General features: G+C 41.4%; 14 protein-coding genes and 1 pseudogene. All 15 read left to right on the top strand.

Annotation, left to right across the window (positions count from 1 at the left end; all coding sequences use genetic code 11):
* Nucleotides 1-84 precede the first annotated feature (84 nt).
* The 15 genes and pseudogenes from ACIY14_RS06680 to nadE all read left to right on the top strand — a co-directional run bounded on the left by ACIY14_RS06680 (nt 85) and on the right by nadE (nt 14,877).
* Nucleotides 85-3,180, top strand: coding sequence for a DEAD/DEAH box helicase (locus ACIY14_RS06680; RefSeq protein WP_409002024.1), 3,096 nt, complete (start codon nt 85-87; stop codon nt 3,178-3,180).
* A 47-nt stretch (nt 3,181-3,227) separates the two neighbouring features.
* Complete coding sequence (locus tag ACIY14_RS06675) at nt 3,228-3,839, top strand: cystathionine gamma-synthase (protein ID WP_409002023.1); 612 nt, start codon at nt 3,228-3,230, stop codon at nt 3,837-3,839.
* 11 nt (nt 3,840-3,850) lie between these two features.
* Complete coding sequence (gene murC / locus ACIY14_RS06670; RefSeq protein WP_409002022.1) at nt 3,851-5,185, top strand: UDP-N-acetylmuramate--L-alanine ligase; 1,335 nt, start codon at nt 3,851-3,853, stop codon at nt 5,183-5,185.
* A 9-nt stretch (nt 5,186-5,194) separates the two neighbouring features.
* Nucleotides 5,195-5,662, top strand: a complete 468-nt coding sequence (locus ACIY14_RS06665) for a GNAT family N-acetyltransferase (protein ID WP_409002021.1) — start codon at nt 5,195-5,197, stop codon at nt 5,660-5,662.
* Nucleotides 5,659-6,147 carry a GNAT family N-acetyltransferase gene (locus ACIY14_RS06660; protein ID WP_409002020.1) on the top strand — a complete coding sequence of 163 codons (489 nt, stop codon included), beginning with the start codon at nt 5,659-5,661 and terminating at the stop codon, nt 6,145-6,147. The genes ACIY14_RS06665 and ACIY14_RS06660 overlap by 4 nt, the downstream gene beginning before the upstream one ends.
* 90 nt (nt 6,148-6,237) lie before the next feature.
* Nucleotides 6,238-7,989, top strand: coding sequence for an endolytic transglycosylase MltG (gene mltG, locus ACIY14_RS06655; protein WP_409002019.1), 1,752 nt, complete (start codon nt 6,238-6,240; stop codon nt 7,987-7,989).
* A gap of 61 nt (nt 7,990-8,050) precedes the next feature.
* On the top strand, nt 8,051-8,533 hold the full coding sequence (greA, locus tag ACIY14_RS06650) for a transcription elongation factor GreA (RefSeq protein WP_000818770.1): 483 nt from the start codon (nt 8,051-8,053) through the stop codon (nt 8,531-8,533).
* A gap of 76 nt (nt 8,534-8,609) precedes the next feature.
* A pseudogene (locus ACIY14_RS06645) lies at nt 8,610-9,974 on the top strand (amino acid permease).
* A gap of 100 nt (nt 9,975-10,074) precedes the next feature.
* On the top strand, nt 10,075-10,485 hold the full coding sequence (locus tag ACIY14_RS06640) for a GNAT family N-acetyltransferase (RefSeq protein ID WP_409002018.1): 411 nt from the start codon (nt 10,075-10,077) through the stop codon (nt 10,483-10,485).
* 59 nt (nt 10,486-10,544) lie between these two features.
* Complete coding sequence (locus ACIY14_RS06635) at nt 10,545-11,141, top strand: HAD family hydrolase (protein WP_409002017.1); 597 nt, start codon at nt 10,545-10,547, stop codon at nt 11,139-11,141.
* 188 nt (nt 11,142-11,329) lie between these two features.
* Entirely contained in the window at nt 11,330-11,539 is a 210-nt protein-coding gene (locus tag ACIY14_RS06630) for a helix-turn-helix transcriptional regulator (protein ID WP_001107502.1), read from the top strand.
* Complete coding sequence (locus ACIY14_RS06625; RefSeq protein ID WP_000797305.1) at nt 11,529-12,002, top strand: DUF6773 family protein; 474 nt, start codon at nt 11,529-11,531, stop codon at nt 12,000-12,002. The genes ACIY14_RS06630 and ACIY14_RS06625 overlap by 11 nt, the downstream gene beginning before the upstream one ends.
* The gene (locus ACIY14_RS06620; protein ID WP_409002016.1) at nt 11,992-12,480 is read left to right on the top strand and encodes a DUF6773 family protein; all 489 of its coding nucleotides are present in this window, start codon (nt 11,992-11,994) and stop codon (nt 12,478-12,480) included. The genes ACIY14_RS06625 and ACIY14_RS06620 overlap by 11 nt, the downstream gene beginning before the upstream one ends.
* A 115-nt stretch (nt 12,481-12,595) precedes the next feature.
* On the top strand, nt 12,596-14,056 hold the full coding sequence (locus ACIY14_RS06615) for a nicotinate phosphoribosyltransferase (RefSeq protein WP_409002015.1): 1,461 nt from the start codon (nt 12,596-12,598) through the stop codon (nt 14,054-14,056).
* Nucleotides 14,053-14,877: an ammonia-dependent NAD(+) synthetase gene (gene nadE / locus ACIY14_RS06610; protein WP_409002014.1), complete on the top strand. Its 825-nt coding sequence runs from the start codon at nt 14,053-14,055 to the stop codon at nt 14,875-14,877. The genes ACIY14_RS06615 and nadE overlap by 4 nt, the downstream gene beginning before the upstream one ends.
* Nucleotides 14,878-14,996: the final 119 nt, after the last annotated feature.

The following is a 14,996-nucleotide window of genomic DNA, read 5'->3' as shown; positions in this document are numbered from 1 at the left end:
CCTTCTAGGAGAAAAGTCTTCCTAGAAGGCTATTTTCATAGGGAAAAATGTGGTATAATGAAAAGATAAGATAAAGGGGTAACTATGGCTAAATTGATTCCAGGAAAGTTGCGCATGGAGGGTGTTACACTCTATGAAACAGGCAACATTGAGATTATCAAGGAAAAAGGGAATCGCCTCTATACTCGTGTGGCGGGAGAAGACTTGCGCTACAGTTTAGAGGATGATCTGGTTTTTTGTGCTTGCGATTTTTTCCAAAAAAGAGGTTACTGTGTTCACCTAGCAGCGCTCGAGCATTATCTGAAGAATGATGAAGAAGGCCAGGTGATTTTACAAGCCTTAGAAAAAGGACATGAAGAGCAAGAAGAGGTCGAAACCAAGGTTAGTTTTGGCGGTAGTTTTTTGGAGCGTATCCAACCTCAGAAGAGAGAGAAAATCTACACTTTGTCGGCTCAAGGCCAGGTGGAAGCTGGAACCAATCGCCTCCTTTGGACTCTCCGAATCGGTTTAGTTGATAGTCAAAAATATTATGTCATTCGTGATATCCCTCTCTTTTTGAAGGTCTTGGTCCATCGAAAGCCATATATGATTGGGAAACACTATGAAAATGACTTGTCATGGGATGCATTTGATACAGCTAGTCAAGATGTTCTTACTTTTTTATGTGGCTTGATTGAGGAGGGGCTGAGTCAAGACCTCTTTTTCCCCAATCAAGGTCGTCACCTCTTTTTCCCTCTGACCTTTTTTGAGCAGGGAGTGGAGTTGCTGATGAACTTGGAAGATTTTCATTTTGAACACCAGATCGATAGTTATGAAAATCTTCTCTTTCATGATTTAGAACCTGATGCAGAATTGTTCTCTTTTTCCGTGCAGGAGTATCCCGATTATTTTGAGATGGAAATTTCTGAGACTGACCGAGTTAACGTATTCTATGGGGGAGCGGTTCTCTTTCATAAGGGGAATTTTTATCTCTTAAATCCTAAACAAATCAGCCTACTAAAGGAAATCAAGGAGCTTCCTCAGGAGGAGAGAGGGAGAAAATGCCTCCAGTTTGACAACAATGATCGTGATCGCCTAGCCGCCTGTTTGCCTTTGTTTGGACAGCTAGGAACAGTGTCTGCCCCCGAGCGTTTGCGAATCAGACCCTTTTCACCAATCTTTTACTTTGATAGGGAGGATGACGGCCGCATCCGCTTGGATATCCAGTTCGACTATGGAGAGGTTAAGGTGACTAGTCGCCAACAGCTGGAACAATTACCATTTTCAAGCGATGCCGTCTTGGAAAACCAGCTATTTCAAGTCTGTTTAGGAGCTGGGTTTGAGGCTGACTTTCAGTCTTGGAGACAGGCTTTGAAGCCAGAGGCAGTTTATTCTTTCTTTCACCATACGATTCCAGCTTTTGAGAAGTTGGGTCAGGTTTTCTTGTCTGATGAGATAAATCAGCTCTACAGTGTCCAAGCACCTCAGGTTCAGATTGAGTCCAAGGGAGGACTGTTGGAGATTCAGTTTGATTTCCAAGGGATTGCCCAAGAAGAGATTGATCAAGCTCTTAAAGCCCTGACCAGCAATCAGGATTTCTATATCAGTTCTTCTGATCAAGTGTACTTTTTTGATGAGGACACCAAGCAGATTCGTCAAAATTTGCAGGAACTGGGGGTTGAGCTAAAAGATGGTTCTTTCCAAGCGCGAAAATCCCTAGCTTATAGCCTTTCTCAGCTTTTTGAAGGTCGAGACAGGATATCCTTCTCGGAAGAATTTCAGCATTTAGCTCATGATTTGACCCATCCAGAGGATTTTCCTTTGGGAGATATACGGGTGCAGGCGAGTTTGAGAGACTACCAGGAAAAGGGTGTTCGTTGGCTCCAGATGCTTCATCACTATGGTTTTGGTGGCATTCTGGCAGATGATATGGGACTGGGAAAAACACTGCAAACTATCGCTTTTTTGACTAGTCAGGTGACAGAAGATAGTCGGGTCTTGATTTTAGCTCCGTCAGGTCTGATCTACAATTGGGCAGATGAATTCAGGAAATTTGCCCCACAGTTGGATTTGGCTGTCGTGCATGGTTTGAAAGCGAATCGAGAAGCAATCCTTTCTGAAAATCACCAAATCTATGTGACTAGCTATGCCACCTTTCGTCAAGACAGCGAGCTTTATCAAGAGATGGCTTTTGATTTTCTCTTTTTAGATGAAGCCCAGGTCATGAAAAATGCCCAGACTAAGATTGCTCAGAGTTTGCGCCAGTTTGTGGTGCCGGCAGTCTTTGCTTTGTCAGGTACGCCTATCGAAAACCATTTAGGAGAGTTGTGGTCTATCTTTCAAATTGTGCTTCCGGGACTCTTACCTAACAAGAAGGAGTTTATGAAATTACCGGCTGACAGGGTCGCGCAGTTTATTAAGCCCTTTGTCATGAGGCGTAAGAAAGAAGAAGTCCTTACAGAACTGCCTGATCTGATCGAAGTCGTCTATAAAAATGAACTGGAAGAGCAGCAGAAGGCCATCTATCTAGCCCAGTTGCAACAGATGCGAGACCGACTAGCCCAAGTGACAGATCAAGAATTCCAGAGAAGTCGGGTAGAAATCTTATCTGGCCTCATGCGATTGCGCCAGATTTGCGATACGCCAGCTCTCTTCATGGACGATTACCAGGGAGCCAGTGGTAAATTGGATAGTCTCCGAGATTTATTGCTACAAGTGGCAGATGGTGGGCATCGGGTCTTGATTTTCTCTCAATTTAAAGGAATGTTGGAAAAAATCGAGCAAGGGCTCCCAAATTTGGGCTTGACTTCCTTCAAAATTACGGGCTCAACTCCTGCTCAAGACCGACAAGAGATGACCAAAATATTTAATCAAGGGGAAAGGGATATCTTTCTCATTTCCCTTAAGGCAGGTGGTGTCGGTCTCAATCTGACAGGAGCTGACACCGTCATCCTGGTGGATCTCTGGTGGAATCCTGCTGTCGAAGCCCAGGCTATCGGACGAGCTCACCGAATGGGACAGGAGCGGAAGGTAGAGGTTTACCGTTTGATTACTAGAGGAACCATTGAAGAAAAGATTCAAGAACTCCAAGAACAGAAGAGACACCTAGTTTCCCAAGTTTTAGATGGGACGGAATCGCGTGCGAGTCTTAGTCTGGCAGAAATTCGAGAAATTTTAGGGATTTCTGAAGCCAGCACTTGAAAAATCAAGACAATACGCTATAATGAAGTGTTGAAAGGAAATACAAAATGAAACAAGATCGATTTCCATTGGTGTCAGATGATGAAATCATGCTGACTAAAATGCCAGTCATGGACTTGTACGATGAGTCAGACTTTATTAGCAATATCAAGGGTGATTACCGCGATAAAAACTATTTGGAATGGTCTCCTATCAATGAGGAACAGGCTGTAACTACTTCGGCAGCTAGCAAGGAGTCAGAACCAGGTCCAGAACCTAAAAAAGTTGAAAAAACGTATGCTGAATTGGCTCGAGAAGAGGCGCGTGCGGATCTGAAGAAGAAACGTTCGGCCAAGTATTTGACTCAGGATGTTAGTCATACTAGACGACACAATGGTTCAACACTTGTTCGTCAAGGAAACCAACCAACAGCACCATTTCAAAAGGAAAATCCAGGTGAGTTTGCCAAGTTTAGTAAAAACTTGAGCCAGTCCCACTATATTCTAGCCGAGGAAGCAGGCCAGGTAGTAACTCCAACTCCGAAAGCCCAAACAGGAAAAGCTAAAAAGAACAACTATGATTTTCTAAAGAAGAGTCAAATCTATAATAAAAAGAATAAGCAAACGGAACAGGAACGTCAGGTTGCCCAAGAGTTGAATCTGACAAGAATCACTGAGTAAGGGAGAAAAACATGTCAAAAACATATCATTTTATTGGAATCAAGGGATCAGGGATGAGTGCCTTGGCCTTGATGTTGCACCAAATGGGACACAAGGTTCAAGGTTCAGACGTTGAAAAATACTACTTTACTCAACGTGGACTAGAGCAGGCAGGGATCACGATTCTTCCTTTTGATGAAAAGAACCTGCAAGGGGATCTTGAAATTATTGCTGGAAATGCCTTTCGTCCAGATAACAATGTTGAAATCGCCTATGCCGACAAAAATGGTATCAGCTACAAACGTTACCATGAATTCCTAGGTAGCTTTATGCGTGACTTTGTCAGCATGGGGGTTGCAGGAGCGCATGGTAAGACATCAACGACAGGTATGTTGTCTCATGTCTTGTCTCACATCACAGACACTAGCTTCTTGATTGGAGATGGAACAGGTCGTGGTTCGGCTAATGCCAAATATTTTGTCTTTGAATCTGACGAATATGAGCGTCACTTCATGCCTTACCACCCAGAATACTCTATTATCACCAATATTGACTTTGACCATCCAGACTACTTTACTAGTCTAGAGGATGTTTTCAATGCCTTTAATGACTATGCTAAGCAAATTACCAAAGGTTTATTCGTCTACGGTGAGGATGCTGAGTTGCGTAAGATTACAGCCAATGCTCCAATCTATTACTATGGCTTTGATGCTGAGGGAAATGACTTTGTAGCTAGCGACCTTTTACGTTCTACAACTGGTTCGACCTTTACAGTTCATTTCCGCGGACAAGAGTTGGGTCAATTCCACATTCCAACCTTTGGTCGTCACAATATTATGAATGCGACAGCCGTTATTGGTTTACTTTATACAGCAGGATTTGACTTGAACTTGGTACGTGAACACTTGAAAACATTTGCTGGTGTCAAGCGTCGTTTCACTGAAAAGGTTGTCAATGGCACCATTATTATCGATGATTTTGCCCACCATCCAACGGAAATCATTGCGACCTTAGATGCGGCTCGTCAGAAATACCCAAGCAAGGAAATTGTTGCAATCTTCCAACCACACACTTTTACTAGAACCATTGCCCTATTGGACGATTTTGCTAAAGCTTTGAGCCAGGCAGATGCTGTTTACTTGGCGAAAATCTATGGATCAGCCCGTGAGGTGGACCATGGTGACGTCAAGGTAGAAGACCTAGCAGATAAAAATAAGAAGAAAAGCCAAGTCATCACAGTTGAAAATGTATCACCACTCCTTGAGCATGATAATGCAGTCTATGTCTTTATGGGAGCAGGAGACATCCAAACCTATGAGTACTCATTTGAACGTCTTTTGTCTAATTTGACAAGTAACGTCCAATAAGAAAAAAGAATGGAAATTCCAATCACCATAGGACGGGCTACATTATCGGATTTAGAAGAAATTGTAGCAATTGAAGAATCTTGTTTATCCTCAGAAGAAATAGTGAGCTACGAGTTTTTAGAAGAGAGTATCCGTAAGATTGCGGATACCTTTCTTGTAGCTAGAGATGAAAACCAGCTCCTAGGCTATGTTTTAGGAGAGTCTCAGTCTCTCCATCCCACATGGGTAGAAATAAGATCATTAGCTATTCATCCTGACCATCGCGGGCAAGGCTTGGGGACCCTTCTTCTTGCTAGCTTGAAACAAGTGGCGGTGGAAGGAGGGTATGAGTATCTTCGCTTGACTTGTCCTGATGACTTGTTCTCTTATTTTGAGATGAATGGCTTTGTTGAGGAAGAAGTACCAGAAGCTTCATGCGCAAGATTTTCGGGATGGGCTCTGATTTGGGCCAATCCTTTTTATCAGGAGGAAGTATGAAAATCAGACACGCAAGATTTTCGGATTTAGATCAAATTTTAGATATAGAGCTGGAGAATTTCTCCCTTGAAGAAGCGATTCCTCGTTCGGTCTTTGAGGCGCACTTACGTGAAATTCAGACCAGTTTTCTCGTAGCTGAAAAGGAGGGACGTATCCTTGGGTATATTGAAGGTCCAGTCGTCCCACATCGTCATCTACAAGATCAATCCTTTACAGAAGAGATAAAAGACTATAGCCATCGACCTGGAGGCTATATCTCTGTGACCTGTCTCTCCATAGCTAAGGAGGCACAAGCCTTGGGCGTGGGAAAAAGACTGTTAAGGGCTCTGAAAGAAGTCGCTTTAGAACATGAACGAGAAGGTATCAATTTGACCTGTCATGACTATCTCATCCCTTATTATGAAAAAAATGGCTTTGTTAACGAGGGGGTATCCCAGTCAAGCTTTGCGGGTGAAAGTTGGTATGATATGGTTTGGCAACCTTAAAAAATGAGAATCATAGCTATAGAAAGGGATGTTTTGTTGCTTTTCTGTAACTTTTAAGATATAATATTATGGATTGTCAACAAGGAGGTAATGCTTTTGACTGAAAAATCAAGAGAAGAAGAAAAATTAAGCTTTAAAGAGCAGATTCTACGTGATTTAGAGAGAGTAAAAGAACAAGATAGAAGAGAGAAAGAAGTAGACATTCCAAATCTGACAGCTTCATCATCTCAAGCTAGTTCAGTAACTCCTGCAAATCCTGAATCTGATGCTTCAACAGAAGAGTTGATGGCTGATTCCCTATCTGTTGTCGATAAAATTCTAAAGAATGCGCCGAGTGTTCCTCCACTTTCGAGTGCTGAAGCTGATGAAACGGATGAAAAAGAAGAGAAAGAGATTAGACAGCCTGTCATTGACAAGATTGAAGTTGTAGAATCTGAAGAACCTCTAGTAGAAACGATTCATCCAGCTGAAGAACCTGTAGTGGAGTCCGTTCAACCTAAGGTGGAACCAGTTGAACTTGAACCTGAAGAAAAAGAATTTAACGATACTCCGACCAAGATAGATGTGACTTATAAGACAGAAGAGGCCAATACATCAGTTGCTTCTTCTGAGAATAAAGCTGAAGCGCTAGCTTCAACTGGATCCTCAGACAGATTAACGGAGGAATCACGTCGTAACCGTCGCCGTAAAGGTAAAAAACCAACCAAGAAAAAGAAGAAATCAAAAGCCAAAGGTTTCCTAGTAACCTTTTTAGTTCTTTTGGTGCTTGTGGCTGCTGGTGGATATTTTGGGTACGGTTATGTTCAAGACTCTTTGAAACCTGTTGATGCGAGCTCTAAGGAGTATGTGACAGTTCAAATTCCAGAAGGATCAAATGTGCAACAAATTGGGAGCACTTTGGAAAAATCTGGTTTGGTCAAACATGGACTTATCTTTAGTATTTATTCTAAGTATAAGGGTTCAGACTTGAAGTCAGGTTATTACAATTTGAAGAAGAGCATGAGTACGGATGACTTAATTCAAGAATTGCAAAAAGGTGGAACTCCTGAACCTCAAGAACCAGTGCTTGCGAACTTAACTATTCCGGAAGGTTATACTTTAGAGCAAATTGCTCAGACAGTAGGTCAACTCCAAGGTGATTTTAAAGAACCTCTTACAGCGGATGCTTTCCTGGCAAAAGCTCAAGATGAAACCTTCATCTCCCAACTAGTAGCCAAGTATCCAAACCTTCTTGGAAGTCTTCCAACAAAAGACAGTGGGGTTCGTTATCGCCTTGAAGGTTACCTTTTCCCAGCAACCTACACTATCAAAGACAGCACTACGGTTGAAAGCTTGATTGATGATATGTTAGCAGCTATGGACAAGGCTATGTCACCGTACTACACTACGATAAAAGAAAAGAATCTGACAGTTAATGAATTGCTCAGTATTGCTTCTCTTGTCGAAAAAGAAGGTGCTAAGACCGAAGATCGTAAATTGATTGCGGGAGTCTTCTATAACCGCTTGAATCTTGGTATGCCACTTCAAAGCAACATTGCTATCTTGTATGCTGAAGGAAAACTTGGCCAAAAGATTAGCTTGGCTGATGATACTGCAATTGATACTACGATTGATTCACCTTATAATGTTTATACACATCTTGGCCTCATGCCCGGACCAGTTGGTAGTCCAAGCCTCGATGCGATTGAAGCAAGTGTAAATCAGACAAAGAGTGAGTACTTATACTTTGTAGCTAATGTTGAAGACGGTAAAGTATACTTTGCAACGACAAAAGAAGAGCATGACCAAAACGTTGCAGAACATATCAATAGTAAATTAACACAATCAAGTAGTTCAAACTAAAATTATGTGGTTTTCCACATAATTTTGTTTTAAAAAAGTAATAGAAAAGAAAGTTGAAAAAATGGCAGAAAAAACTTACCCAATGACCCTTGAAGAAAAGAAAAAGTTAGAAAAAGAATTAGAAGAATTGAAACTTGTTCGTCGTCCTGAAGTAGTAGAGCGTATCAAAATTGCTCGTTCGTACGGGGATCTTTCAGAAAACAGCGAGTACGAAGCAGCTAAGGATGAACAAGCTTTTGTTGAAGGACAAATTTCAAGTCTAGAAACCAAAATTCGCTATGCTGAAATTGTTAATAGCGATGCAGTTGCCCAAGATGAGGTAGCTATCGGTAAGACAGTAACCATCCAAGAAATCGGTGAAGAGGAAGAGGAAGTCTACATCATCGTCGGTTCTGCAGGTGCGGATGCTTTCGCTGGGAAGGTATCAAATGAAAGTCCGATTGGACAAGCTTTGATCGGCAAAAAAACAGGCGATATTGTTACGATTGAGACACCTGTTGGTAGTTACGATGTCAAAATTTTAAAGGTTGAAAAAACGGCCTAAATAGAATGAAAATGGAGTAGTGGAGGTCTTGACTTGCTCAACTCCTTTTTGATTTTTTGAATAAATAGGAGACTATATGAGTTCAAATAAGAAAAAAAATAAAATGGAGCGTGGTTTAACCAATCGCCATGTTCAGGTGATGGCCATTGCGGGGACAATCGGAACAGGACTTTTCCTAGGTGCTGGTCGTTCTATCAGCCTTACTGGACCTTCTATCATCCTGATTTACATGATTACAGGAGCCTTTATGTTTTTGATGATGAGGGCTGTTGGGGAGATGCTATATCAGGATCCAGAACAACATACTTTTATCAACTTTATCACCCGTCATTTGGGGAAAGGCTGGGGGTATTTCTCGGTTTGGTCTTATTGGTTGTCTGTTGTCTTTATCGGTATGGCAGAAATCACTGCGATTTCGCATTATGTTCAGTTTTGGTTTCCTTCTTGGCCTAGTTGGTTGATTCAGATTGTTTTTTTAACGATTTTGGCCTTGGTCAATCTGATTGCGGTTAAGCTCTTTGGAGAAGTCGAGTTTTGGTTTGCTATGGTTAAGATTGTGGCTATTTTAGCTATGATTGCAACAGGGGTCTTTATGGTCTTGACAGGATTTGAAACACCATATGGTGCCGCAAGTTTGGCAAATATCAGCAATCAATTCTCTCTTTTTCCAAATGGAGTCATGAACTTTGTCATGGCCTTTCAAATGGTATTTTTTGCTTATCTGATGATTGAATTTATCGGAGTGACAACCTCTGAAACGAAGAATCCTCGTCAGGTTTTGCCCAAAGCAGTTAAAGAAATTCCTCTCCGAATTGTCTTCTTCTATGGCGGTGCTCTATTAGCCATTATGTCTATTATTCCCTGGAGAGAACTTGCTTCTTCAGATTCACCATTTGTAACGGTTTTTGAGCTGGCAGGTATCAAGTGGGCGGCAGCTTTAATTAACTTCGTTGTTTTGACGTCGGCAGCATCTGCTCTTAATTCAACCCTCTATTCAACAGGGCGACACCTCTAACAGATTGCTCATGATTCACCCAATCGCTTCCTAAAAACGATCAAGGCAGATACTCTCTCTCGCCATAATGTTCCACAAAATGCTATTATTGCTTCAGCAATCTTGATTGCTCTGGCTGCCTTTATCAATGTTTTGCCAGGTGTTTCCGACGCCTTTGCTTTGATTACGGCGTCTTCATCAGGTGTTTACATCGCGATTTATATCTTGATCATGGTGGCTCATCTCAAATACCGCAAGTCACAAGACTTCATGGCGGATGGCTACCTCATGCCCCATTACCGTTTTCTAAATCCTTTAACCATGCTCTTCTTTATCTTTGTCTTTGTAACCCTCTTTTTACAAGAATCTACCTTTATGGGAGCAATTGGTTCAGCTATCTGGATTATCGGTTTCGGAATTTATAGCCAGTGGAAATTTAGAAAATAACTCATGAACTCATCAACTCAGCTTGGTGAGTTTTTTTCTAGTTTGACAGTCTATTGGAATAAGATTATAATCAAGCTGTAACAGTTCTAAGGAGGTTTGGATGCACTTTATATTTGAAAATAAGGCGTCTCAGAAAGCGCAAGAAATAGGAAATTTGATTCGTACTTATAATCGTTCCAAACGAGAAGAGGCTGAAAGCGAGCCACTGAATCTTTATGTCGAAGATGAAAAGGGCAATCTCTTGGCAGGCTTAGTAGCAGAGACTTTCGGAAATTGGTTGGAAATCGAGTATTTGTTTGTGAAAGAGGAATTGCGAGAACAGGGAATCGGTTCAAAACTATTGCAACAGGCAGAAAGTGAAGCTAAGAATCGAAACTGTTGTTTTGCTTTCGTCAATACTTACCAGTTTCAAGCGCCAGATTTTTATAAAAGGCATGGCTACAAGGAAGTCTTTACCTTGCAAGACTATCCCTATACAGGACAAAGATACTATTACCAAAAGGATTTGTAAGCTAAATATGAAAGTATAAATCAAATAGGAAATCTTAACATCACTATGGAGGTGGGCTAATGAATATCATACTAGATATGGGCAACGTTTTATTAGAATGGAACAAAGATAAGATTTTGCAAGGTGTTTCGGATACGAAGAAAGAATATTTGATTTTAGATAAGGCCATTTTTCAGTCGGGGCTTTGGGAAAGATTAGATCTTGGAACCATGACGAGAGAAGAATTAGTCCTTAAAGTTGTGTTGATGATTGGAAGGACCTATCAAAAGAAGGTTGAGGAGGTTATCTGGAACTGGCCTAGCTATATCGCTATTTATACGGAAGTGTTTCCTGTTTTGTCAGAAGTAAAGAAAAAGGGGCATCGCATCTTTGTCTTGTCCAATACCTCAAAGGTATTTTATGACTTGCTGGAAGAGCAACTATCTCCCTTAAAAGAACTTTTAGATGGCTTTGCCTTATCCTGTGATATAAAAGCTATAAAGCCTGATTTGGTAATGTTTAAGGAGATTCTTGATAAATACCAGCTAGATCCTACAAATTGTGTCTTTCTAGACGATATTGAGGACAATACAAACGCAGCTCAGAAATTAGGCATCAAGGCCCATCGGGTCAAGAAAAGAAGTGATGTCGTCGATATTTTGAAATCCTATATTTAAAGGTAACACTCTCTATTTTTTGTGGTAGAGAGTTTTTTGTTAAAGGCGACACTCTCTATTTTTTGTAGTAGATAGTTTTTGTTAATAAAATCTTACAAAATGACATCTATATATTGCATTAAGTTAGATATATGGTATAATGTTTTTAAAAGAAGCGCAACTTTTTAAAAATGTGAAGGAGGACGCTAGTGGCTAAAAATTTAAAATTAAAATTAGCTCGGGTGGAGCGTGATTTAACACAAGGGGATTTGGCAGAAGCTGTGGGCGTTACTAGGCAGACTATAGGCTTGATTGAAGCTGGGAAATACAATCCTAGTCTCTCCCTCTGCCAGTCCATTTGCAGATGCTTAGGAAAAACATTAGACCAACTATTTTGGGAGGAAGAAGATGAAAAATAGAAAAAAACTTGTGATCAAAGATGAACGTACGGAAAAATTGGATGGAAAGATTTCAGGAGAAATTCTTTTGGGAATGTGCCTATTTTTGGCACTGGAAATTTTTGCCAAAGTTTATATTTTTAATTTAACGCTTCTATCCTATTCACCAGAATTACTTTTATTGATTGGAGTAGGTTTGTATGCCATTATTCGCCGCATGTATGTAGGAATTGATATTCGAGATATTGTTGAGAATACTGGAAAAGAAAGAATTTTATCTGCTTTGGGATTTTCTATAGTGATTTTATTGATTGATATCGTAGGCAATCGCGAGGAACTGGTCAGTCTATTGACTTGGAAGTACTCCCTAAAAGTGGTTCTAGCAGTTATTATCTATCTCGTTGGGAGTTATTCCATGGATAGAGTTATCCTATACTTGAATCGCAGAAATCAGCAAGTTTGGGAGGAAGAAGATGAAAAATAGATTATTTTATTATCAATTACTAGACGAAAGGGAAGAACAACTGATTAACAAAGCTGGGACAGAGTCTTTTCATGCGTTTATCGGGCTCATTCTGCTAAGTTATTTGGTGGCTGTATTAGCACCTGCTCTGTTTAATCCTGATATTCTTCTGGTTACCCTTCTTTTAGGAATTTTCTTCTTTTTCAATCGTGCACGACAACTTGGAGTGACCCACTATAGTCGTTTTCATTTTACGATTGTAGGGTGTTTGCTGGTAACTCTCGCTATTACCACTCTTTTGATGTTGCAGAATTATCAATTCAATATCGAAATTTATCAGCACAATCCTCTGAACGTTAAATACTTGTCTGCTTGGGTCATTACTTATCTGATTTACCTTCCTTGGGTTTTTATCGGCAATCTCGGCCTTAAAAGTTATGGCGAATGGGCTCAAAAAAGGTTTGAGCAAGATATGGATGAACTTGAGAGTGGAGAATAGTTTGTTAGCTTTTTATCAATCTCGATAAAATGTGTTATAATAGTACTAATTTATCAGATGGTTGGAAAGCGACTAAAGGCTTTCATGGCTTATAAACAAGGAAGAAGGAAAACAGATGTATCCAGATGATAGTTTAACTTTGCACACAGACTTGTATCAGATCAACATGATGCAGGTTTACTTTGACCAAGGGATTCACAATAAGAAGGCGGTCTTTGAAGTTTATTTCCGCCAGCAACCATTTAACAACGGTTATGCAGTTTTTGCTGGTTTGGAAAGAATTGTGAACTATCTTAAAGACTTGCGCTTTTCTGATAGCGATATTGCCTACTTGGAATCGCTTGGATATCATGGGGCGTTCTTAGATTACCTCCGCAATCTCAAGTTGGAGTTGACGGTTCGTTCTGCCCAGGAAGGGGACTTGGTTTTTGCTAATGAACCGATTGTGCAGGTGGAAGGCCCTCTAGCCCAATGTCAATTGGTCGAAACGGCTCTCTTAAACATCGTTAATTTTCAAACCTTGATAGCGACTAAGGCGGCACGTATTCGTTCGGTTATTGAAGATGAACCCTTGATGGAGTTTGGGACACGTCGTGCGCAAGAAATGGATGCAGCTATCTGGGGAACACGTGCAGCCGTGATTGGTGGTGCCAATGGAACCAGCAACGTGCGTGCTGGTAAACTCTTTGATATTCCTGTCTTGGGGACTCATGCCCATGCCTTGGTACAGGTTTATGGAAACGACTATGAAGCGTTCAAGGCTTATGCGGCGACCCATCGTGACTGTGTCTTTCTAGTAGATACTTATGACACGTTGCGAATCGGTGTGCCAGCTGCCATTCAAGTGGCGCGTGAGCTGGGTGATCAGATTAACTTTATGGGTGTGCGGATCGATTCTGGGGACATTGCCTACATTTCCAAGAAAGTCCGTCAGCAACTGGACGAGGCTGGCTTTACAGAGGCTAAGATCTATGCTTCTAATGATTTGGATGAAAATACTATTCTCAACCTCAAGATGCAAAAGGCCAAGATTGATGTCTGGGGTGTGGGAACCAAGCTGATTACAGCCTATGATCAGCCAGCTCTTGGGGCAGTTTATAAGATTGTAGCTATCGAAGATGAGAATGGTCGTATGCGCAATACCATCAAACTGTCTAATAATGCTGAAAAAGTGTCAACGCCAGGTAAGAAACAGGTGTGGCGCATTACCAGTCGTGAAAAAGGCAAGTCAGAAGGTGATTACATCACCTATGATGGTGTTGATGTGAGCGGCATGACTGAAATCAAGATGTTCCATCCAACTTATACCTACATCAAAAAGACTGTTCGTAATTTTGATGCTGTCCCTCTCTTGGTGGATATTTTCAAAGAAGGAACATTAGTTTACAGCTTGCCTAGCTTGACTGAGATTCAGGCCTATGCTCGCAAGGAATTTGATAAGCTTTGGGATGAGTATAAACGGGTACTTAATCCACAGCACTATCCGGTAGATTTGGCGCGTGATATTTGGCAAGATAAGATGGACTTGATTGACAAGATGCGCAAGGAAGCCCTTGGTGAAGGAGAAGAAGAATGAGTTTGCAAGAGACCATTATCCAGCAACTGGGTGTCAAGCCAGTGATTGACGCTCAGGAAGAAATCCGTCGTTCCATTGACTTCTTAAAAAGATACTTGAAAAAACACCCCTTCCTTAAAACTTTTGTACTAGGGATTTCTGGAGGTCAGGACTCAACCTTAGCAGGGCGCTTGGCGCAATTAGCTATGGAAGAAATGCGAGCAGAGACAGGAGATGACAGCTACCAATTTATCGCTGTCCGCCTGCCCTATGGAGTCCAAGCTGATGAAGACGACGCTCAAAAAGCCCTGACCTTTATCCAACCAGATGTCAGTCTAGTTGTAAATATCAAGGAATCAGCTGATGCCATGACAGCTGCAGTCGAAGCGACAGGAAGTCCTGTTTCAGACTTTAACAAGGGCAATATTAAAGCTCGTAGTCGTATGATTGCCCAATATGCCCTTGCGGGTGCCCATAGCGGAGCGGTCATTGGAACAGACCACGCTGCGGAAAATATCACAGGTTTCTTTACTAAGTTTGGTGACGGTGGTGCAGACATTCTCCCTCTTTACCGCCTCAATAAACGCCAAGGGAAACAACTTTTGAAGGAACTTGGTGCAGATCCTGCCCTCTATGAAAAAATCCCAACAGCAGACCTAGAAGAAGACAAACCTGGACTAGCAGATGAAGTCGCCCTCGGAGTCACTTACAATGAAATTGATGACTACCTCGAAGGCAAAACAATCAGCCCAGAAGCCCAAGCGATTATTGAAAACTGGTGGCATAAAGGCCAACACAAACGCCATCTACCAATCACCGTCTTTGATGACTTTTGGGAGTAAAAAGGTCCGGGGGACCTTTTTAGCTTCTTGCCTTGAAACTTGAGAGCAAGAATAACCTCCAGTGGAGGTTTTTACCTTGAGCTTAGAAATGAGAAAGCGAAGAAGGTCCGGGGGACCTT

The sequence above is a fragment of the Streptococcus sp. ST16 genome (assembly GCF_046098135.1).
Lineage (GTDB): Bacteria > Bacillota > Bacilli > Lactobacillales > Streptococcaceae > Streptococcus.
The sequence above is the reverse complement of the archived record's forward strand: the minus strand, read 5'-3'. Positions and strand labels throughout refer to the sequence as shown.